Below are 20,844 nucleotides of genomic sequence, written 5' to 3'. Positions count from 1 at the left end.
GCGGGCCCTGTCGTTTCAGCCAGTCTTGCACTGGGCCTTGGCGTCCTCGGGCTTGAGGTTGCGCACGGTGATGAAGAACAGTTCGCAGGTCTGCTGCTTGTCCGTCACCTGCCATTTCTGGGTGCAACTGGTCAGCGTCTGCTGCGGGTCATTGCCCGGGTTCTGGCCCATGCCGGCCTGCCAGCAGGCGGCACTGAGGTCCTGCCCCATGACCTTGATGCCGGTGGCGTTGGCCTTGGCTTCGCTGCCCTGGTTGTTGTCCGGGTCCGCCGCGTACCAGATGTAGCTCGGGTGGTTGGCGCCGAGCACCGACGTCTGCTGCCCGGGCGCCGAGGTGATCTGGCCAAGCCCCAGCACCGGCAGGGTCACGCCGTACTGCTGCTTGATCCAGTTCCGCACCGGGCTGCCGAAGGCAACCATGGGGAGGGTACCGTCACCCTTGCCGGCGGTGAGCTCGCCGACCATGCGCTGCTGGTAGGTATTGAAGTAGTTGTACACGCCTTCCAGCGTGCTCCCCGCACTGGCCGGTGCCGCGATGGGCGCGATGTCGACGATGGTCTGGTAGGCCGGCGTCTGCTGCACCGGCACGCCGTTGTAGCTGAGCAGCGACGCCCAGCGATCGGTGGTGTTGGAGCGCAGATAGTCCTGCGCCTGGGTCAGCGAATAGTCTGGCGGGAAGTGCAGCAGCTCGACGCTCTTGCGGTTCTCCAGTGCCATGCCCAGGGGCAGGAAGAAGTACCAGTTGTACTGCCACTTGCCGTCGCTGTTCAGCTGGCTGGCGCCCTTGTAGGCCAGGTCCCCGGCATCGAGCAGTTGCTGCAGCGGCTTGCCATAGCCGTCGGGAGCACCCTTGAAATCGGCCAGGATGCGCTCGCCGTGGCGGACCACGTTCACGCTGGCCTGCGGATAACCGTCCCGATCGAGGCTCTGGCGCAGGTAGTGCTCGACGGTCTGCTCCAGCGTCCAGTCGCGATAGCAGATCACGTTGCAGTTGTTCGGGTAGGCGAACAGCCGGCTGACGCGCTGGCTGTCGCCCAGGTCCACGGGTTCCCCCTGCAGCCCGCCGGGCTGAGTGGCGCAACCTATGAGCAGGCTCGCCAGAATGACCGTCAAACCACTTTTCTTGTGCATGGCTCTCTCCTTGTTGAGTGTCCTTGCGGACGCTTCAACTCAAGCAGAAAGCGCGAAGAAAGCCAGTCAGGCGCTCAGGAAGGGGGCGCAGCACTTCTTGAATTTCTGGCCGCCCTGGCAGGGGCAGGGGTCATTGCGCCCGGCCTTCAGGGGCACGGTCGGGTCGATGAAATACCAGCGGCCGTCGACCTGGACGAAGGCCGAGCATTCGCGATGACTGTGCTCGCCGTTGTCATCGTGCCAGCGGGCGACGAAGGTCACCTGGGCGTGCTCGGGCTTGCCACCGAACACTTCGCGTTGCTCCACCTCGAGGCCGAGCCAGGTGCTCTGTGCGCTCCAGGCTGCCATGGCGTCGCGGTCGAGTGCCTGTTGCTGGGCGGGCAGGGTGGTCGCCACCAGGTAGTCCACCAGGCCCAGGACGTACGCGCTGTAGCGCGAGCGCATCAGCAGCTCGGCGCAGGGCGCGGGGGTGCCGTCGTGATAGTGGCCACAGCACTGGCTCAGCGGGTTGCCGCTGCCGCATGGGCAGTTGGGATCGAGTGGGTCCATCGTCACCACCAGTACTTGCCGAAATTTTGTGGATTGGCCCAGAACTTTGCGTTCAACCAGTCGGGAACTTGCTTGTAATCGAGCAGATCATAGGTGAACAGATGCAGGGTCTGTCCCTCGCGCTGGAACTGTTCGCTGGCTTGCATGGCCAGGGCGAAGAAGTCGGTTTCCCGCCAGTCGCCCGCCTGCAGATCGACCAGCGCGGCGACCCGGCTGGCGTTCAGGTTGCGGATGCCACCGAGCAGTTGCAGTCCGTCGCGCTTGGGCAAGTGCTCCAGGCAGTCGACCAGCAGGGCCAGGTCGAAACGCTGTGCGGCCAGTTCCGGCGCCAGGGGCGCAGCCGCTGCGGTGGTGACCTGACACTGCGGATGCGCCTCTTTGAAGGCATCGACAGCGGGTAGCTCGCTGGCACCGAGCAGCAACAGCTTCTCGGGTGTATAACGGGCTAGCAGTGCGGCAATCGCCTGCTGTGGAGTACGGGAGCTAAGGCTGGCAGTCATCGAACTTCCTCGAAAAGTCTGCAAAGACTAACGTGGTGTCGATATCAGGCCTAGAGTGAGAGAAAATTATCCGTGCTATGCGCTATAGCTGGCGGATTGTACAACTCGTGTCTTTACTACTATTGAGTCGGTTATGGGCCGATGAACATTGGAGACCTAAAGTATGAGTATCACAAGGAACGCTGTACCCCTGATTCTGGCTAGTACCCTGCTGACCGGTTGTGCCGGTCTGCAGAAAACCGACTGGCCCACCTGCGCAGCCGTCGGTGGTGTGGGTGGTGCCGCGTTAGGGGCAATCGAAAGCTCGAGCTGGGCGGGTGGCGGTGCGCTGGTTGGCGCCGGCATGGGCGCGGCCTATTGCTGGGTCCACGGTGCCGAGGCGCAGCAGGTCGAAGTCGTCGAGGAAGTCGTCGTCGAAGAGATGGCGCCTGAGCCGGCCGAAGCCGTACGCGTCGAGCTGGACGTCAAGTTCGACTTCGACAAGGCGCAGGTCAAGCAGGAAAGCTACGGCGACATCAAGGCGCTGGCCGACTTCATGAAACAGTACCCGCAGACCAGCACCGTGGTTGAAGGTCACACCGACTCCGTGGGCAGCGATGCCTACAACCAGGGCCTGTCCGAGCGCCGCGCCGGTGCCGTTCGTGACGTGCTGGTCAACCAGTACGGTGTCGAGTCCAGCCGCGTACAAGCCGTGGGTTATGGCGAAAGCCGCCCGGTCGCCGACAACGCTTCTGCTGATGGCCGCGCCATCAACCGTCGCGTGGAAGCCGAGGTCGAAGCTCAGCCGTAAGGCACTTCGCCCCGTAGACGGCAGATGCGAACGAGCCCGGTCGGTGCGCAACCGACCGGGCTCGTTCTTGTGTGATCCCCGCCTGCCGTCTTTACTCCTGTATACCGGCATAACGCCGGTACACAGGAGACACCACCATGAGAACCCACCTTCTGAAGGTCATACCTTTTCTCTTGGTCAGCAGTGTTCTCTCTGGTTGTGCCACGACTTCCAGTACGGGAGACGCGCCGCTCAATCAAGGGAACTGGCCCCTGTGCAGTGCGATTGGAGCCCTGGCCGGTGGCGGCCTTGGTGCAATCGAGAGTTCTACCTGGGCAGCAGGCGGCGCCGTGGCCGGTGCGGTACTGGGTACCATCATCTGTTATGCGCAGGACGGCGACGAAGACGACGACGGCGTGTTCGATCGGCGTGATCGATGCCCGGGCACACCCGCTGGAACGCCGGTCCACCACAACGGTTGCCCGCTGCCGCAGTACCCGGCCAGTGTCGCCGAGGAACCACCCATGGAGCCGCAGGCTCAGGACGAAGTCATCGTGCTCAGCGATCTGGGCAACGTGCTGTTCGCCTTCGACTCCGCCGAGCTGACGGGCGAGGCGAAACGTTTGCTGGCGGATGTCGCGACGCGACTGACAGGCGCCAACCTGGTGGCGGTCAAGGTTGTCGGGCATACCGACAGCGTCGGCAGCGATGCGTACAACCAGGGCTTGTCCGAACGTCGTGCGCGCAGTGTTGCGGACTTCCTCGTCGCTCAGGGGGTGCCAGCCGACAAGCTCAGCACCGAAGGGCGTGGCGAGAGCCAGCCGGTGGCGGACAACGGCAGCGATGCCGGACGTGCGGAAAATCGTCGAGTCGAGCTGTACGTTTCCCGCTGATCGATACGACCTGGTGCCCCCGGTGCATTCGCCCCGGGGGCACGTCCGTCTGGGACAACGCCTGACAAAGTCCCGGAAAAAGACCCTTGCCGCTGGTGGTCGGCGCTGCGACCGGTTAACGTGCTGCGCTATCAGAAAGTCGCGAGCATGGGGGCGGGATGAAGTCATTGTTGACCGTGGGCAAGGCGCTGGTCTTGGTGTTCTGGGTGGTGTGTGGCGCGGCGCTGGCCAAGCGCTTCGGTGCACCGTTCGAGCAACTGCTCCTTGTGCTGGCCGCTGCCATGCTGCTCGTGCATGCGCTGCAGCTGTGGCTGTTCGCGGGCCTGCTGGTCGGGCGGGCCAACCCCTGGGGTGACCGGCTGCAGGTACTGCTGTTCGGCATCTTCCACCTGTATCCGATGAAAGCGACGAAGCAGCCCGCTCCCGTCGAGACGGCCTCGGTCGAGGAGGCTGCGCATGCGTAAGCTCGCCCTGTTGCTGTGCCTGTGCACGGGCGTCGCGCTGGCTGACAACCAGGTCAAGGTGCCTGCCAATGCGTTGATGCGCCTGCCTGTGGCCAGCGCCGCCCTGCAGCTGGACCGCCTGGAGGTCGCCGATCACGCGACGCTGATGATTCCGGCGAAGGTCACCGAGCTGCGTATCGGCACCCTGCTGATGGGGCGCGAGGCGCGCATCGGCGTGGCGCCGAGCGATCAGCCGCTGCGCCTGGAGGTTCAGGATGCCGATGTCGGCGCCGGCGCCTGGATCAGCGCCAAGGGCGCCGCAGGCACCTACAGCAAGGCCGCCACGCCTGGGCGGGAAATCAAGCTGAAACTGCACAAGCTGACGTTCGAGTCCCTGACCCTGGACGTGCGTGGCGGTCGCGGTGCGCCGGGTTACGCCGGGCTCGACGGTGCCCATGGCAAGCCGGGTGGTTGTACCTGGGGCCAGGCCAGTGCCGGCTACGATGGCCAGGACGGCACCGACGGGCATGCCGGCGCGGCGGGTGGCAACGTGGTGCTGGAAGTGCCGCACTATGTCGAGGTCGAGCGCCTGCAGGTGTTGCTCGACGGCGGCGAGGGTGGTGTGGCTGGCGCTGCAGGGCGGCCCGGCCACGGTGGCGCGGCCAAGGACTGCCTGCTCTATGGCGTCGATGGCGCCGCCGACGGCAACCCCGGCCAGCCGGGGCGCGCCGGCGCTGCAGGGCGCAGTGGCGCCGTGCAGGTCTTTCGTTTCTGAGGGACGCAGGCTGCCTGCGCCCAGCAGGCAGCCCGTTCGATCAGAAGCTCGGGCGCATCGCCACCAGCGTCATCAGCGCCAGGCCGACCAGCAGGTTGCTACCGACGATCTTGCGGATCTTCCCCAGTACCTCACCGCCGGCGGGCCAGTTCTCGGCCTCCACCGCGCGCCGCAGCTCCGGCAGCAGCAGGGCCTGGATACGCAGGAAGAGCGCGAGCATCACCAGGTACAGCCCCATCATGATGTGCACGTAGCGCGGCGCCGCGTCGAAACCGCCGTAGCTCAGGTGCAGCATGCCCACGCCGCTCAGCGGCAGCAGCAGTACCGCCAGCCAGACCCAGACGAAGAAGCGCTTGAACACGTTCAGCCACAGGCGCAGGCGGGCAGGCGGCTCCAGTGCGTCGACCGCTGCCGGGCGCAGGATCATCCAGGCGAAGAACATCCCGCCCACCCAGATGACGGCGGCCAGCAGGTGTAGCGCATAGAGTGGGGCGTAGGGGGTCATGCAGGGTCTCCAGAGGGTTCGGTTGACGGCTCGAGCTGCCCGATGTGCACGGGAGTCTGCGCCAGATCGATTGCCGCGTTATGATAGCGGCCGCTCCGCGAATACTGAAAATTTATCCAGCCTTTTTCGTTTCAGAATCCATGCTCAGTACCGAACTCAAGTCCCAGATTCAGGGCGCCTACTCGCGCTTCCTCGAGGCCAAGTCACTCAAGCCTCGCTACGGTCAGCGCCTGATGATCGCCGAAATCGCCAAGGTGCTCGGCACCATCAGGAGCGACGACGAGGGCAAGCGCCTGGGCGATCCCGCCGTGGTCGCGGTGGAGGCGGGTACGGGCACCGGCAAGACGGTGGCCTACAGCCTGGCGACGATTCCCACGGCCAAGGCGGCGGGCAAGCGCCTGGTCATCGCCACCGCCACCGTTGCGCTGCAGGAGCAGATCGTGCACAAGGATCTGCCCGACCTACTGCGCAACAGCGGTCTGAACTTCAGTTTCGCCCTGGCCAAGGGGCGTGGTCGCTACCTGTGCCTGTCCAAGCTCGATCACCTGCTGCAGGACGGCGCCGCGCAGAGCGCCACGGCGCAGCTGTTCGAAGAGGAAGGCTTCCGCATCGACGTCGATGAGCAGGGGCAGAAGCTGTTCACCGCGATGATCGAGAAACTCGCCGGCAACCGCTGGGATGGCGACCGCGACAGCTGGCCCGAAGAACTGGACGACAGCCGCTGGGCGCAGCTGACCACCGATCACAGCCAGTGCACCAACCGGCATTGCCCGAACTTCCAGCAGTGCGCCTTCTACAAGGCCCGCGAAGGCATGGGCAAGGTCGACGTGATCGTCACCAACCATGACATGGTGCTGGCTGACCTCGCGCTCGGTGGCGGTGCGGTGCTGCCCGATCCACGCGAAACCATCTACGTGTTCGACGAAGGTCATCACCTGCCGGACAAGGCCATCGGCCACTTCGCCCACTTCACGCGCCTGCGTTCGACCGCCGACTGGCTCACGCAGATCGATAAGAACCTGACCAAGCTGTTGGCGCAGAACCCGCTGCCGGGTGACCTCGGCCGGCTGATCGAGCAGGTGCCGGAGCTGGCGCGCGAGCTGAAGAGCCAGCAGCAGTTCATGTTCAGCGCCTGCGAAGAGGTCGCCGACTTCAAGGCCGGTGAGGACATGGAAGGGCGCGAGCGCCCGCGCCACCGCTTCGTCGGTGGGGTGGTGCCGGAGCACCTGACCGAGCTGGGGCTGGAACTGAAGAAAGGTTTCTCCAAACTCAACGACCTGTTCACCGGCGTCACCGAGTTGCTCAAGGAAGCGATGGACGGCGAGGGCGCGGTCGGCATCGCCAGCCACCAGGCCGAGGAGTGGTACCCGCTGTTCGGCAGCCTGATGGCGCGCGCCAAGGGCAACTGGGAGCTGTGGCTGGCCTTCACCGCCGAAGACCCGGAAGAAAGCCCGCCGATGGCGCGCTGGCTGACCCTGGCCGACAGTGGCGCGCTGTTCGACATCGAAGTCAACGCCAGCCCGATTCTCGCGGCGGAAACCCTGCGCCGCAACCTGTGGAACGTCGCCCACGGCGCCCTGGTCACCTCGGCCACGCTCACCGCGCTGGGCACCTTCGACCGCTACCGCATGCGTGCCGGGCTGCCCAAGGTGGCGGTCACCGCCATCGTGCCGAGCCCCTTCCATCACGCCGATGCCGGCGTGTTGCGCGTGCCCGACCTCAAGGCCGACCCGCGCGAGGCGGCCGTGCACACCGCAGCCATCGTGCGCGAGTTGCCGGCGCTGGTCGCGGGCAGTCGCGGCACCCTGGTGCTGTTCTCCTCGCGCAAGCAGATGCAGGACGTGTTCGACGGCCTGGATCGTGACTGGCGCAAGCGGGTGTTCATCCAGGGCAACCTGTCCAAGCAGGAGACGCTGAACAAGCACAAGGCGCGTGTCGACTCCGGCGAGGAGAGCGTGTTGTTCGGCCTGGCCAGCTTCGCCGAGGGCGTCGATCTGCCAGGTGCCTACTGCGAGCATGTGGTGATCGCCAAGATTCCCTTCGCCGTGCCCGATGACCCGGTCGAGGCCGCGCTGGCCGAGTGGATCGAGGCGCGGGGTGGCAACCCGTTCATGGAAATCGCCGTGCCGGATGCGTCGCTGCGCCTGGTACAGGCCTGCGGCCGCCTGCTGCGGACCGAGGCCGATCGCGGCACCATCACCCTGCTGGACCGACGCGTGGTGACCCAGCGCTACGGCAAGGCGATTCTCAATGCCTTGCCCCCCTTTCGTCGGGAAATCCAGTGAGCGCCTGACTGTCGGCTGTAGCGCACGGGTCCGGAAGAGTCCGGGCCAGCGCCGAGTCGCCCGCGTGCCCCGCGTAACATCGACGGCCAGCGGTTCCCAACGGCGGCGGGGGCTGGAACAATGCAGGCAATTTCGTTCAAGGAGACAGATGTGCAGGTTCAGGGCTATTTCGACTTGCGTTTCGAGGCGGTGAGGGATGCCTTCGCCAGCCTGTTCGAGGACTCCCAGGAGCGCGGCGCGGCGCTCTGCGTGCAGATTGGCGGCGAAACCGTGCTGGATCTGTGGGCCGGGGTGATGGACAAGGACGGCCAGCAGGCCTGGCACAGCGACACCATCGCCAACCTGTTCTCCTGCACCAAACCCTTCGCGGCGGTCGTCGCGCTGCAACTGGTGGGCGAGGGCAAGCTCGACCTGGATGCGCCGGTGGCGCGCTACTGGCCGGAGTTCGCCGCCGCCGGGAAAGAGCGCATCAGCGTGCGCCATCTGCTCTGTCACCAGGCCGGTTTGCCGGCGTTGCGCCAGCCGTTGCCGGCCGAAGCCCTGTATGACTGGCAGACCATGACCGCCGCGCTGGCCGCCGAACAGCCTTGGTGGCCGTTGGGCGAGGGGCACGGCTATGCGCCCATCACCTATGGCTGGCTGATCGGCGAGCTGATCCGTCGGGTGGAAGGGCGTGGCCCGGGCGAGAGCATCGCCGCCCGTATCGCCAGGCCGCTGGGCCTGGATTTTCATGTCGGCCTGGCCGACAGCGAGTTCGATCGCGTCGCGCACATCGCCCGCGGCAAGGGCAACCTGGGCGATGCCGCCGCGCAGCGCCTGCTCAAGGTGATGATGAGCGATGCCAGCGCCATGAGCACGCGCTCGTTCACCAATCCGCCATCGATCATGACCAGCACCAACAAGCCGGAGTGGCGGCGCATGCAGCAACCGGCGGCCAACGGCCACGGCAATGCCCGCAGCCTGGCCGGCTTCTATGCCGGCTTGCTCGACGGCAGCCTGCTGGACAGTGAGCTGCTCGGCGAAATGACCCGCGAGCACAGCCTGGGTGACGACAAGACCCTGCTGACCCGCACCCGTTTCGGCCTCGGTTGCATGCTCGACCAGCCCGAGGTAGCCAATGCGACCTACGGCATGGGCGCCGGCGCCTTCGGCCACCCCGGTGCCGGCGGTTCCAGCGGCTTTGCCGATCCGCAGCGCGACCTCGCATTCGGCTTCGTCATCAATAATCTAGGACCGTTCGTCTTGATGGACCCTCGAGCGCAGAAACTTGCGCAACGGGTTGCGGACTGTATCTGATCGAGCGGCTAGACTTGCGCCATTCGTTCAGTACCACCCATAACAAACCGACCATTAGAAACTTGTGCGACCTCGGGGGCTTCATGCGCGCCAACAAGATTTTTGCCTTTACCTGCTGCCTGCTGATTGCCGGCTGCGCGGGCTCGGAGAAGAAAGAGGTCGCCAAGGCGGCCGTGATGCCGCCACCGCAGGTGACCCGTGCCTGGCTCGACGAGTACGAGCCGCGCGTGCGTGACGCCGTCAAGGACAGCGCATTCGAGTTCGAGCGGCGCGACAACCTGCTGGTCGTCACCGCGCCGGTGAAGGGCTCGTTCAACCCGGACCGTCCGCAGATGCTGCTGCCGGCCAGCCTGGGCCCCATCACCCGGGTCGCCAAGCTGCTCGAGGCCGACAACGACATCGCCGTGGTGATACTCGGCCACGCCGACAGCAGCGGCGATGCCTCGCTGAACCGCGACCTCAGCCAGCAGCGCGCGCGTGCCGTGACCTCCATCTTCCGCCTCAGCGGCCTCAAGCAGAACCGCCTGCAGGTCATGGGCCTGGGTTCGGACATGCCGCGTGCCGCCAACGACAGCGCAGCCGGGCGTGCGCTCAACCGTCGTGTGGAAATCCTCCTGACCTCGCGTGACACCATGCAGGGGCTGATCGCCAAGTACAGCCAGCCGGCCAAGGCCGGCCTGAAGGATGGGCCCAAGGTAGCTGCCGCAGATCAAGGAAAACTGGGCAAGTCAGAGTAAGCTTGGCGGCATTTCCCACCTGTTGAGGGTGTATCCGCAACCCGCTGGCGACAGCGCCGAGGGTTGCGGCAGGCGCCCCGAGGAACTGCCATGACCCAGACACTGGCCGATATGCGCCGTGACTACACCCGCGACGGCCTGAGCGAAGCCCAGGCCCCGCTGGAACCCTTCACCCTGTTTCGTCAGTGGTTCGACGATGCCGTGAAGACCGAGCAACTGCCGGTCGAACCCAACGCCATGACCCTGGCCACCGTGGACGAGCAGGGCCGGCCGCACTGCCGCGTATTGCTGCTCAAGGGCCTCGACGAGCGCGGCTTCACCTTCTTCAGCAACTACGAAAGTGCCAAGGGGCGCCAGCTCGCGGCGCGCCCGTTCGCCGCCATGACGTTCTTCTGGCCCAGCCTGGAGCGCCAGGTGCGCATCGAAGGCCGGGTAGAGCGCGTCACTCCCGCCGAGTCCGATGGTTACTATCAGGTTCGTCCGCTGGGCAGCCGTATCGGCGCCTGGGCGTCGCCGCAGAGCCGGGTGATCCGTGATCGCGCCGAACTGGAAGGGCTGCTCACGGAAACCGAACGGCGCTTTCTCAACCAGGCCCCGCACTGCCCGCCACACTGGGGTGGCTATCGCCTGCTGCCGGAGCGCATCGAATTCTGGCAGGGCCGCCCGAGCCGCCTGCATGACCGACTCAACTACCGCCTGCAGGGCGAGGCCTGGATTCGCGAACGCCTGGCGCCCTGAGGGGGGCAGGGTTCGTTTACTGAATAGCAAAACGCTTGGTCTGGAGAGGGTGGGGAGCTACTTTCGGCCAGAAGCGGCCTTTGAGGTGGTTGCTGCGTGTGACGGCTTCTGGCTGGTTCCTGTAACTTCCCTACCCCAACCTTACTTAAAGAGCGCCCTATTCATCGTCTTCATTTGCGGCCTCGTTGGAAAATGCTTTACCTTGGGTAACTTCTAAACCCTCCCGATATAGCATTGGAACTTTCCATGTGTTCCGGCCGCGTATTTCCTCAAGGAAGCCTATTTCCTTTAGATGTCTTATGGCCCTGTTAAGGTCTTCATCTGCCATACCAAGCATCGAACTCAAGGATGCGAGGTTCTGCTCAGCCTTAGCACCTCGGAATTTGTCTATACGGCTAGCGGTTTCTACTCCAGCCTCTGCCATCAAGGTGTCCTCAACGCGTTGAGCGCTAAGTCTCACTTGAGCTGCTTTAATTGCGTCAGAAGCAATCAGAAATCTTTCGGCTTCTAAAGTTCTTGGCGTTCTGGCGTCCGCGCGTATTTGTTCTTCACGGGCCATCTCAACTAAATCGATCAGATTTCTCGGGGGACGGACATCATTGCCGTCACGTATCCTCGACATTATCCAATTTAGTGTCGTAGGTTTTCGTTCTGCCTGGTCAACTTTGGGAGGGAATATCTGATAAAAGATCTGCTCATCAGTAGAGTTATTTCCAGATATTTTTTCAATAAACTTCTCTCCATCCTTGATCCTTCGAGTCAGGAGATTCAATAAATCGGCTTCATCCCAGATGATTTCTTTTTTTCTTGCGTTGATATGGGTTAGGTTGACGAATCCATCTCCGATAATTCTACGAAATAGGTCGCGCCGTACGAACAGTTTTAAACGGAATTGGTCAAACTCCCAAAGGTCAAGATATGTCCTTAGCAGTGCACGTAGCGCTGGGATCTCAATATCTGGAAAGCCCTGAAAAGCTTCGTCAAGGCGATCCATTGCCACCCAGACTTTAACATCTAGCTCTTTGAGGCAGTCGTTTAATAGATTCAAAGAGTTTTCGTGGGGTATTTCCTTTACAGGAGCCTCCTCATTTCTCCCGAAATGCAATCTCGGTATTACTATGGGTACCCCGGTCTCAGAGATGCTCATCTCCATCTCTGCGGATGTTGGGGAGAAAACCCTTTGAATAGAGTTGATGATCTTGCTGAAGATAGTTGCAGGCTTATCATCAGCGGACCGTAACCCTGTATCGGTCAACAGATTTTCTAGTTTAATAAACGCCGGCGTTACGGCCTCTCCAACGATGCCGAGAGCCCAATTTCCAATCAGGGAAAGAAAGTAGGCTTTCCATAAAGAGGAATATTGCCCCTCAGTTAATTGCTCTTGCTGTACAAGCTTCTGAAATATCGGGCTGCCAGACAGATTGAAGCCCGGCAAAACTTCGATACCTTTTAATTCAGGTAGACTGGCATATCGCTTCTGAAGAATGCGATATACGGCTGTTTTGCCCGTGCCTTTGTCGCCCGCAATAATATCTGCGCGATCACTGATTAGCGAGTTGAATGCTTCGTTTTCTACAAAGTACTTCTCTAGTGATTGGTCAAACTCAGCAACAGAGTTTCCTACGTCTAGTAGATTTAAGACTTCCCGTGTATCAGTAGTAGTGTTCATGCTGATCTCCATAGACGCATGTACAAATCAGTTTGCTAATCGCTTTCTGCCTGAATTCCGGTCCGGGCGCAACAAAATAGTGCTGTTTGGGAGCGAGGGGCGTCCCCTGTCAGCCTCTGGGGCTGTACATCGTGCCAAAATGTAGAATTAGCCCAGCACAAGCGCCCGCTCCTGGCCGGTTGCCGCCGGTCTGCGCGCTACCTTATCCGCATATGCCAGCGATTTCCCCCCGCCTTCACAGCTACCGCCGAGCATGCCGGCTGCCAATGGGGCTGTATGCGAGGAGCACATGAGATACCCTTGCGCCACGAATCAACCAGAGCGCTGTGAACCGAACGATGGGTTTTGAACAACTAGCCGAACTGCGTGACCGCCTGCGGGCGGAAAAACAGCAGGCCGAACCTGAAAGTGCCAAGCCGCAGAAGCGCAAGGCACCGCAGAAAACCAGGGCACCGAAAACCAAGGCACGCGAGCAGGATCCGGCCGTCGAGGCGATCTGGCGACTGCAGAAGCATTTCCCCTTGGCCTTCCCGGTCAATCCGGCGCCCAAGGTGCCGCTGAAAGAGGGCATCCTCAAGGATGCCGAGCAGCATCTGGCGTTGCTCGGCATCAGTCTCGAGCAGCTCAAGCTGGGCATCGCCGCCTGGTGCCGGGGCGGGCGCTACTGGTCTGCGATGACCGAGAACGCGCCGCGCCTGGATCTCCAGGGCCAGCCGGTCGGCATGGTGACGGCGGCGCAGGCACTGCATGCCCGGCAGCAGGCCCGGCGGCAGCGCATGGAGGCCCGGCGCGCCCAGGCCAAGGCGAAGGCGCCGGCGGCTGACGAGGCTGTCGAGGCCGCTGCGCAGCCTGACGAGGCGTAAAGCTCCGGCAATCCGGGCTTGCCTCGGGTTCTGCGGCGCATCGTGAAGCGCCGCTGATGTGCCTACAATGACGGCCTCAATCGCGAGGCCGCTTCCGATGCTCGAACTCGATTCCACCCTGGCGCAGCACATCGTCGACCGCGCCATGGCCATCCTGCCGCACAACATCAACGTCATGGATGCCCAGGGGATGATCATCGGCAGCGGAGACCCCAGTCGTCTGCATACGCGGCACGAGGGCGCGCAGCTGGTGCTGGCCAATCGTCGCGTGGTGGAGATCGACGCGCAGGCGGCCGCGTGCCTGCGTGGGGTCAAGCCCGGGGTGAACCTGCCGCTGCTGCACGCCGAGCGCCTGATCGGCGTGCTCGGCATCACCGGCGAGCCCGAGCTCGTGAGGCCCTACGCCGAGCTGGTGCGCATGGCTGCGGAGATGCTCGTCGAGCACCGGGTGCTGCAGGCGGAGCGGCATTGGCAGCGCCATCAGCAGGAGGCCTGGCTGCGCCAGTTGCTCGACCCGCATCTGCGCCTCGCCAGCCTCGAAGCCGATGCCGAGCGCCTCGCCCTGCAGCTCTCCTGGCCGCGGCAGATCTGCCTGCTGCAGCTCGACGCCGACGGCGACCCGCTGCCACGCCAGGCGCGCCTGCTGGCCAGCCTCGGTGGCAAGAGCGATCACCTGATCGCCCCGCTTGGACGTGACGAGCTGCTCTGGTGCCGGCCGTTCAGTGCGAGCCGGGATGACCGGGCCTGGCTGGCCCAGGCCGACGAGCGCGAATGGGGCGTGCGCTCCCTGACGCTCAGCGATCCGCTGCACGACCTGGCCGAATTGCGCCAGGCCAGCCTGGTCCTGCGTGACCTGCAGGCCTACGGTCAGGCGCGCTTTCCCGAGCGCCGGCTGTTGCGCCTGGACGAGCTGCGCCTGCCGACGCTGCTGTATGCCCAGCGCCACAGCTGGTTGTTGCAGGGCTGGCTGGCTCCCTTGCGCAGCGTGCTGGCGCAGGACCCCCAGGGAACCCTGCGCACCACCCTGGAGGCCTGGTGCGCGCATGACGGTCAGGTACAGACCTGTGCCCAGGAACTGGGCATTCACCGCAATACCCTGCGCTACCGCCTGGAGCGCATCGCCGAGCTGAGCGGCCTGGACCTCAATCGCCTGGATCAGCGCCTGCAGCTGTCGTTGGGCCTGGGCCTGCTGGAGCCGGAGGCCTTGGCCGCGGCGCCGACGAGCGAATAGGCGGCCGGCAGGGCGATGCGGCTTTGTGCGCCCGCACAGGCCGGTGGCGTTCGTCAGCATTGTTTTGGTGCCTGCGCACAGGGCGAGGGGAGTGGTGGCTGAGCCACAATGAGGCGCCTGTCGGCACTTCCACTCGGGCGTCGCGCCCGCCATAACAACAATGAGGAGACTGGTCATGGGCCTGGTCCTGATTCTGGTGGCACTGATCGCGTTCATCGTGCTGTCCACTACCCGTTTGAAACTGCACCCCTTCCTGGCATTGCTGGCCGCTGCCCTGATCGCCGGCTTCGCCTATCAGTTGCCTGGCAACGAAATCATCAAGACCATGACCGCCGGCTTCGGCGGCATTCTCGGCTACATCGGCATCGTCATCGTCCTTGGCACCATCATTGGGGTGATCCTCGAACGCAGTGGCGCGGCGATCACCATGGCCGAGACGGTGATCCGTCTGCTGGGTCAGCGTTTCCCCACGCTGACCATGTCGATCATCGGCTATCTGGTATCGATCCCGGTGTTCTGCGACTCCGGCTACGTCATTCTCAACTCGCTGAAGAATGCCCTGGCGGCGCGCATGAAAGTCTCGGTGGTGGCCATGAGCGTGGCACTGGCGACCGGTCTGTATGCCACCCACACCTTCGTGCCGCCGACGCCGGGGCCGATCGCCGCAGCCGGTAACCTGGGCCTCGAAGCCTCCCTGGGGCTGGTGATCCTGGTCGGCCTGCTGGTCGCTGCGGTCACCGCCGTGGCCGGTATGCTGTGGGCCAACCGGTTCCTCAAGCAGAACGACCATGAGCTGCTGGAGGAGGCGCCCAGCGAGCTGCTCGCCGAGGATGTCGACTTCGACGCCCTGCGCGCCCGCTACGGCAAGCTGCCCAGCGCCTGGCAGGCGTTCTCGCCGATCTTCGTGCCGATCCTGCTGATCTGCCTGGGCTCGCTCGCGGCGTTCCCGAGCAAGCCTTTCGGCACCGGCGCGTTCTTCGACGTGCTGAGCTTCCTCGGCCAGCCGGTCGCCGCCTTGCTGGTCGGTCTGGCCCTGGCCTGCACCCTGCTCAAGGGGGAAGGCAAGCGTCAGCAGTTCCATGATCATGTCGCCCACGGCCTCAAGGAAGCGGCGCCGATCCTGCTGATCACCGGTGCCGGCGGTGCCTTCGGTGCCGTGCTCAAGGCCACGGCGCTGACCGCTTACCTGGGCGACACCCTGTCGGCCCTGGGTATCGGGCTGTTCATGCCGTTCCTGGTGGCGGCCGCGCTGAAAAGCGCGCAGGGCTCCTCGACCGTGGCGCTGGTCACCACGTCGGCCATGGTCGCACCGCTGTTGGGCAACCTGGGCCTGGACAGCGAGATGGGCCGGGTGCTCACCGTGATGGCCATCGGCGCTGGCGCGATGACCGTCTCGCATGCCAACGACAGCTTCTTCTGGGTGGTGACCCAGTTCAGCCGCATGAAAGTCGCCACCGCGTATCGCGCCCAGACCATGGCGACCCTGATCCAGGGCCTGGCCGGCATGGCAGCGGTGTGGCTGCTCAGCCTGGTTCTGCTGTAATCCGCTTTACCGGCGGGTGGCTGCGGCGCACCCGCCTCCTTCCGAGGTTCTAGTCATGAAAATCGTCATCGCTCCCGACTCCTTCAAGGAGAGTCTCAGTGCGCCCGATGTCGCCGCGGCCATCGCCCGTGGCTGGCAGCAGGTATTCCCCGACGCCGAGTGCCTGCTGCGGCCAATGGCCGATGGCGGCGAGGGCACGGTCGATGCGCTGCTCGCCGCCGTTGGCGGTGAGCGCCGCGAGTGCCGGGTCCGGGGTCCCATGGGCGAACCGGTCGTGGCCCATTGGGGCTGGCTGGGGGAGGGCACGGCCGTCATCGAGATGGCGGCGGCCAGCGGCCTGCACTGGGTGCCGCGCGAGCAGCGTGATGCACGCCTGGCCAGCAGTTACGGCACCGGCGAGCTGATCCGCGAGGCGCTGGATGCCGGCGCCACGCGCATCATCCTCGGCCTGGGCGGGAGCGCCACCAACGATGCCGGCGTCGGCCTGCTGCAGGCCCTGGGCATGCGCTTTCTCGATGCGCAGGGGCGCGACCTGGCGCCGGGCGGCGCTGCCCTGGCCGAGCTGGACCAGCTGGACCTGAGCAGCCTGGATGCGCGCCTGCTGAATGTGCAGATCGACGTCGCTGCCGATGTCGACAACCCGCTCTGCGGTCCGCGGGGCGCCTCTGCGGTGTTCGGGCCGCAGAAGGGCGCGACGCCCGAACATGTGGCGCAGCTCGATCAGGCGCTGGGGCGTTTTGCCCGCGTCACCGCGTCGACCCTGGGGGAGGATCACGCCGAGTTCCCCGGTGTGGGTGCCGCCGGTGGCCTGGGGTTCGCCGCGCGGGGGTTCCTCAAGGCCGGCTTCCGTCCGGGCATCGAGCTGGTGGCCGAGCTGTCCGGGCTGGCGGCTGCCGTGCAGGGCGCGGACCTGGTGATCACCGGGGAAGGGCGGATGGATGCGCAGACGCTGCACGGCAAGACGCCGGTCGGTGTGGCCCGCGTCGCGCGTGCAGCCGGCGTGCCGGTGATCGCCTTGTCCGGCAGCCTGGGTGACGACTACCAGGCGCTGTATGACGCCGGCATCGAAGCCGCGTTCAGCCTTGCTCCGGGGCCCTTGTCGCTGGAGCAGGCCATGGCCGGCGCCGCCGCCGAGCTGCAGGCACGCACCACGGATATCGCCAGGCTCTGGCGCCTGGCGCGGGCGTAGCGCCACGAACCTAACTGAACTCTGTCTGTCTGAGGCTACTATTGTTCAGGCTTTGCCGTGACAGTTGCGCGTGCCCGGCGTCTAATGGATCGAGATATCTCTGGAGGAATTGCTATGCGTAAACCCACTCTGCTCATGACTTCGCTGGCGGCGCTGCTGGCCCTAGGCGGTTGCGCATCGAGCCTGACTGGCGATACCTACAGCCGTGACGAGGCGCGCGCGGTACAGACCGTGCGCATGGGTACCATCGAGTCGCTGCGACCGGTGAAGATCGAAGGCACCAAGACGCCCATCGGCGCGGGTGCGGGTGCGGTGATCGGTGGCGTTGGCGGCAGTGGTCTCGGCGGCGGTCGCGGCAGCGCCGTGCTGGCGGTGATCGGTGCGGTGGCCGGCGGCCTGCTCGGTGCAGCCGCAGAGGAAGGCCTGACCCGTACCCAGGGCGTGGAGATCACCGTGCGCGAAGACGACGGCACCCTGCGCGCCTACGTGCAGGAAGTCGAGCCCAATGAGATCTTCCGTGTCGGCGAGCGCGTGCGCATCATGACCGTCAACGGAACCAGCCGCGTCGCTCACTGAGGACGCCGTTTCAACCGACCGGAGCCGCCTCGGGCCGCTCCGGTTTTTTGTGCCTGCCATACTGGACGACGCGCCGTCGTGTGGCGGTCAGCGATGCGCGCATCGCTATCCGCAACGGCTGATAGGCGCGGCGCAGAGCGGTGATAGAGAAAGACGCGTATTCACCTGCTGGTGCGTTTAGTAATAATTCAATGCATGACGATGCGTCGATAGGTATGGATAATCGGCGGTTATTCTTGTCGCGACAACGACTTAGCTGATTCGTTGTGGTGCGGGGTTCGTCACCGTCAGGGAGTTGCGACTCCAATTCTCGTCGCTGGTCGTGGTCGACTGGCGTGCCTGCTAAAGGGGTTTTGCCGATGGCGCTTGCGCTGATCATAGCCTTGCCGTTTCTGGGCGTTTTTCTACCGGTGCTGGCCGAGCGGCTGGGCCGCTCGGCGTGCGCCGTGGCCGCCGCGCTGCCGCCGCTGGTGGCGCTGGTGCTGCTGTTCAGTCTGCAGCCTGGCGTGTTCGCCGGCGAGGTCCTGCGCGTCAAGCTGGAATGGCTGCCGCAACTGGGGCTGAACCTGAGCCTGCGTCTCGACGGTCTGGGCTTCCTCTTCGCCCTGCTGATCCTCGGTATCGGCCTGCTGGTGATCCTCTACGCACGCTACTACCTGTCCAAAAGCGAGCCGATGGGGCGCTTCTTCGGCTTCCTGCTGCTGTTCATGGGCGCCATGCTCGGTGTGGTGCTGTCGGAAAACCTGCTGCTGATGCTGGTGTTCTGGGAGCTGACCAGCCTTTCGTCCTTCCTGTTGATCGGTTTCTGGGGGGCACGTTCCGACGCTCGCAAGGGCGCACGCATGGCCCTGGCGGTCACCGGTGGCGGTGGTCTGGCGTTGCTTGCCGGTATCCTGCTGATCGGCCATATCGCCGGCAGCTTCGAGCTGTCCCAGGTGCTGGCAGCCGGTTACGCGATTCGTGCCCATGAGCTGTATCCGGTCGCGCTGATCCTGGTGCTGCTGGGCGTGTTCACCAAGTCGGCGCAGTTCCCGTTCCACTTCTGGCTGCCGCATGCCATGGCGGCGCCGACGCCCGTCTCGGCCTACCTGCACTCGGCGACCATGGTCAAGGCCGGGGTGTTCCTGCTGGCGCGCCTGTATCCGGCACTGGCCGGCTCCGAGTGGTGGTTCTACCTGGTCAGCCTGACCGGTCTGGCGACCCTGCTGGTGGGGGCCACCCTGGCGTTGTTCCAGCATGACCTCAAGGGCCTGCTGGCCTATTCCACCATCAGCCACCTGGGCCTGATCACCCTGCTGTTCGGTCTCGATACGCGCCTGGCGGCGGTGGCGGCGGTGTTCCACATCATCAACCACGCCACCTTCAAGGCCTCGCTGTTCATGGCCGCCGGCATCATCGACCACGAGACCGGCAGCCGCGACATGCGGCGTATCAACGGCATGTGGAAGTACATGCCGCATACGGCGATGCTGGCGATGGTGGCGGCTTCGGCGATGGCCGGGGTGCCGTTGCTCAACGGCTTCCTGAGCAAGGAGATGTTCTTCACCGAGACGCTGCACCAGCACCTGCTCGGCAGCTTCAACTGGGTGATCCCGGCGGCGGCGACCCTGGCCGGCGTCTTCTCGGTGGCCTACTCGCTGCGCTTCATTCATGACGTGTTCTTCAACGGCGAGCCGATCGACCTGCCGAAGTACCCGCCGCACGAGCCGCCGCGCTACATGAAGGTGCCGGTGGAAGTGCTGGTGTTCCTCTGCCTGCTGGTCGGCGTCGTACCGGCCTACACCGTGGCACCGCTGCTGGCGTCTGCCGCGTCCGCCACCCTGGGCGGCGACCTGCCCGAGTACAGCCTGTCGATCTGGCACGGTTTCAACCTGCCACTGATCATGAGCGTGGTCGCGCTGGTGGGTGGTGTTCTCGTCTATGCCCTGCGCAAACCGCTGTTCCGCTGGTACGCCGGGATGCCCCGGGTGGATGCCAAGCTGGTCTTCGAGCGCATGGTGATGAGCCTGTTCGTCAGCGCCACGGCGTTCACCCGTGGCCTGGAGAACGGTTCGCTGCAACGCTACATCGCCTACCTGCTCGGCGCTGCCATCGTGGTGGTGGTGCTGGCGCTGGGGCCGCTGCCGGAGCTGAGTGGCTCGGTGCCGATGCAGCCGATCGACGGCATCACCGCGCTGGGCCTGGCGATCATGGTCATGGCCGGGCTGGCCACGGTGATCTTCCACCGCCAGCGCCTGGCCGCGCTGGTGATGCTCAGCGTGGTGGGGCTGATGGTGGCGCTGGCCTTCGCCCGCTACTCGGCGCCGGATCTGGCGCTGACCCAGCTGTCGGTGGAGGTGGTGACCATCATCCTGCTGATGCTGGCGCTGTTCTTCCTGCCGGCGCAGACGCGCGTCGAGTCCAGCAGCATGCGCGCCCTGCGCGACTTCAGCCTGGCCATCGGCAGCGGGGTGATGGTGGCCATGCTGGCCTTCGCCGTGCTGACCCGCCCGTACACGAGCATCGCCGACTACTTCCTGGCCAACAGCGTCTCCGGTGGCGGCGGTACCAACGTGGTCAACGTGATCCTGGTGGACTTCCGTGGCTTCGATACCCTGGGCGAGATCAGCGTGCTGGCGATCGCAGCGGTGGGCATCTATGCCATGCTCGACGGCCTGCGCCTGTTCCAGCCCAACGCCGACGCCGAGGGCCGCAGCTGGGCGCGTGACCGCCACCCGCTGATCCTCGCCACGCTGTCGCGCGTGCTGCTGCCGATGGCGCTGCTGATCTCGGTGTTCATCTTCCTGCGTGGCCACAACCTGCCGGGCGGCGGCTTCATCGCCGGCCTGATCACGGCCGTGGCGCTGATCCTGCAGTATGTCGCCAGCGGCGTGCAGTGGACGCAGTCGCGCCTGCCTTTGAACTATCACCGCATGGCCGGTGGCGGCGTGCTCATCGCCACGGCCACCGGGGCGGGCAGCTGGCTGTTCGAGCGTCCGTTCCTGACCTCGGCGTTCGGCCATTTCCACATTCCACTGGTGGGTGAGATCGAGCTGGCCACGGCCATGCTCTTCGACCTGGGCGTCTATCTGACTGTGGTCGGGTCGACCCTGCTCATCCTCGCCAACCTGGGCAAGCTGACCCAGGAAAAGCCCGGACAGGAGGTACTCTGA

At 64.7% G+C, this 20,844-nt stretch carries 19 protein-coding genes; 14 read left to right on the top strand and 5 right to left on the bottom strand.

Translation table 11 applies throughout. The features are described from left to right. Positions 1 to 15: 15 nt before the first annotated feature. The 3 genes from EPK82_RS08645 to EPK82_RS08635 form a co-directional block, all read right to left on the bottom strand. Positions 16 to 1,131 carry a hypothetical protein gene (locus EPK82_RS08645; RefSeq protein ID WP_134676327.1) on the bottom strand — a complete coding sequence of 372 codons (1,116 nt, stop codon included), beginning with the start codon at positions 1,129 to 1,131 and terminating at the stop codon, positions 16 to 18. A 66-nt stretch (positions 1,132 to 1,197) separates the two neighbouring features. Beyond that, positions 1,198 to 1,680 (bottom strand): YchJ family protein, encoded by a 483-nt coding sequence (locus EPK82_RS08640; protein ID WP_134676326.1) that lies wholly within the window; start codon positions 1,678 to 1,680, stop codon positions 1,198 to 1,200. 2 nt (positions 1,681 to 1,682) lie between these two features. Then, a complete protein-coding gene (locus EPK82_RS08635; RefSeq protein WP_047586055.1) occupies positions 1,683 to 2,180 on the bottom strand; it encodes a DUF6231 family protein in 498 nt (165 codons plus the stop codon). Between the two features lie 163 nt (positions 2,181 to 2,343). Between EPK82_RS08635 and EPK82_RS25190 the strand changes: the two genes are divergently transcribed. The 4 genes from EPK82_RS25190 (at position 2,344) to EPK82_RS08615 (ending at position 5,060) form a co-directional block, all read left to right on the top strand. Further along, the gene (locus EPK82_RS25190) at positions 2,344 to 2,970 is read left to right on the top strand and encodes an OmpA family protein (protein ID WP_047586057.1); all 627 of its coding nucleotides are present in this window, start codon (positions 2,344 to 2,346) and stop codon (positions 2,968 to 2,970) included. A gap of 137 nt (positions 2,971 to 3,107) precedes the next feature. Continuing rightward, positions 3,108 to 3,842, top strand: coding sequence for an OmpA family protein (locus tag EPK82_RS08625; protein ID WP_051800543.1), 735 nt, complete (start codon positions 3,108 to 3,110; stop codon positions 3,840 to 3,842). A 158-nt stretch (positions 3,843 to 4,000) separates the two neighbouring features. Then, positions 4,001 to 4,306: a DUF1145 domain-containing protein gene (locus EPK82_RS08620; RefSeq protein WP_037049061.1), complete on the top strand. Its 306-nt coding sequence runs from the start codon at positions 4,001 to 4,003 to the stop codon at positions 4,304 to 4,306. Beyond that, positions 4,299 to 5,060 (top strand): collagen-like protein, encoded by a 762-nt coding sequence (locus EPK82_RS08615; RefSeq protein ID WP_134676325.1) that lies wholly within the window; start codon positions 4,299 to 4,301, stop codon positions 5,058 to 5,060. The genes EPK82_RS08620 and EPK82_RS08615 overlap by 8 nt, the downstream gene beginning before the upstream one ends. A 40-nt stretch (positions 5,061 to 5,100) precedes the next feature. Here EPK82_RS08615 and EPK82_RS08610 read toward each other — a convergent pair whose 3' ends face one another. Then, entirely contained in the window at positions 5,101 to 5,565 is a 465-nt protein-coding gene (locus tag EPK82_RS08610) for a CopD family protein (RefSeq protein ID WP_134676324.1), read from the bottom strand. A gap of 140 nt (positions 5,566 to 5,705) precedes the next feature. Here EPK82_RS08610 and dinG point away from each other — a divergent pair, with 140 nt between their 5' ends. The 4 genes from dinG to pdxH all read left to right on the top strand — a co-directional run bounded on the left by dinG (position 5,706) and on the right by pdxH (position 10,621). Beyond that, positions 5,706 to 7,850, top strand: coding sequence for an ATP-dependent DNA helicase DinG (gene dinG / locus EPK82_RS08605; RefSeq protein ID WP_037049053.1), 2,145 nt, complete (start codon positions 5,706 to 5,708; stop codon positions 7,848 to 7,850). A 150-nt stretch (positions 7,851 to 8,000) separates the two neighbouring features. Next, positions 8,001 to 9,146: a serine hydrolase domain-containing protein gene (locus EPK82_RS08600; RefSeq protein WP_134676323.1), complete on the top strand. Its 1,146-nt coding sequence runs from the start codon at positions 8,001 to 8,003 to the stop codon at positions 9,144 to 9,146. Positions 9,147 to 9,229: 83 nt separating this feature from the next. Continuing rightward, on the top strand, positions 9,230 to 9,883 hold the full coding sequence (locus EPK82_RS08595; RefSeq protein ID WP_037049048.1) for an OmpA family protein: 654 nt from the start codon (positions 9,230 to 9,232) through the stop codon (positions 9,881 to 9,883). Between the two features lie 90 nt (positions 9,884 to 9,973). Beyond that, on the top strand, positions 9,974 to 10,621 hold the full coding sequence (pdxH, locus tag EPK82_RS08590) for a pyridoxamine 5'-phosphate oxidase (RefSeq protein WP_134676322.1): 648 nt from the start codon (positions 9,974 to 9,976) through the stop codon (positions 10,619 to 10,621). Between the two features lie 157 nt (positions 10,622 to 10,778). Here the strand turns inward: pdxH and EPK82_RS08585 are convergent, their stop codons facing one another. Then, positions 10,779 to 12,290: a P-loop ATPase, Sll1717 family gene (locus EPK82_RS08585; RefSeq protein ID WP_134676321.1), complete on the bottom strand. Its 1,512-nt coding sequence runs from the start codon at positions 12,288 to 12,290 to the stop codon at positions 10,779 to 10,781. 338 nt (positions 12,291 to 12,628) lie between these two features. On the opposite strand from EPK82_RS08585, the gene EPK82_RS08580 reads away from it, so the two are divergent. The 6 genes from EPK82_RS08580 to EPK82_RS08555 all read left to right on the top strand — a co-directional run bounded on the left by EPK82_RS08580 (position 12,629) and on the right by EPK82_RS08555 (position 20,844). Next, entirely contained in the window at positions 12,629 to 13,153 is a 525-nt protein-coding gene (locus tag EPK82_RS08580; protein ID WP_134676320.1) for a ProQ/FinO family protein, read from the top strand. 97 nt (positions 13,154 to 13,250) lie between these two features. Beyond that, complete coding sequence (locus EPK82_RS08575; RefSeq protein ID WP_134676319.1) at positions 13,251 to 14,384, top strand: sugar diacid recognition domain-containing protein; 1,134 nt, start codon at positions 13,251 to 13,253, stop codon at positions 14,382 to 14,384. Between the two features lie 175 nt (positions 14,385 to 14,559). Then, positions 14,560 to 15,927, top strand: coding sequence for a GntP family permease (locus EPK82_RS08570; RefSeq protein WP_047590515.1), 1,368 nt, complete (start codon positions 14,560 to 14,562; stop codon positions 15,925 to 15,927). Positions 15,928 to 15,982: 55 nt separating this feature from the next. After that, on the top strand, positions 15,983 to 17,116 hold the full coding sequence (locus EPK82_RS08565) for a glycerate kinase (protein ID WP_134676318.1): 1,134 nt from the start codon (positions 15,983 to 15,985) through the stop codon (positions 17,114 to 17,116). A 114-nt stretch (positions 17,117 to 17,230) separates the two neighbouring features. Next, positions 17,231 to 17,692 (top strand): outer membrane lipoprotein, encoded by a 462-nt coding sequence (locus EPK82_RS08560; protein ID WP_037049026.1) that lies wholly within the window; start codon positions 17,231 to 17,233, stop codon positions 17,690 to 17,692. A gap of 359 nt (positions 17,693 to 18,051) precedes the next feature. Continuing rightward, positions 18,052 to 20,844 carry a monovalent cation/H+ antiporter subunit A gene (locus EPK82_RS08555; protein ID WP_037049023.1) on the top strand — a complete coding sequence of 931 codons (2,793 nt, stop codon included), beginning with the start codon at positions 18,052 to 18,054 and terminating at the stop codon, positions 20,842 to 20,844.

The sequence above is a fragment of the Ectopseudomonas khazarica genome (genome assembly GCF_004521985.1).
Taxonomy (GTDB): Bacteria; Pseudomonadota; Gammaproteobacteria; order Pseudomonadales; family Pseudomonadaceae; genus Aquipseudomonas; species Aquipseudomonas khazarica.
The sequence above is the reverse complement of the archived record's forward strand: the minus strand, read 5'-3'. Positions and strand labels throughout refer to the sequence as shown.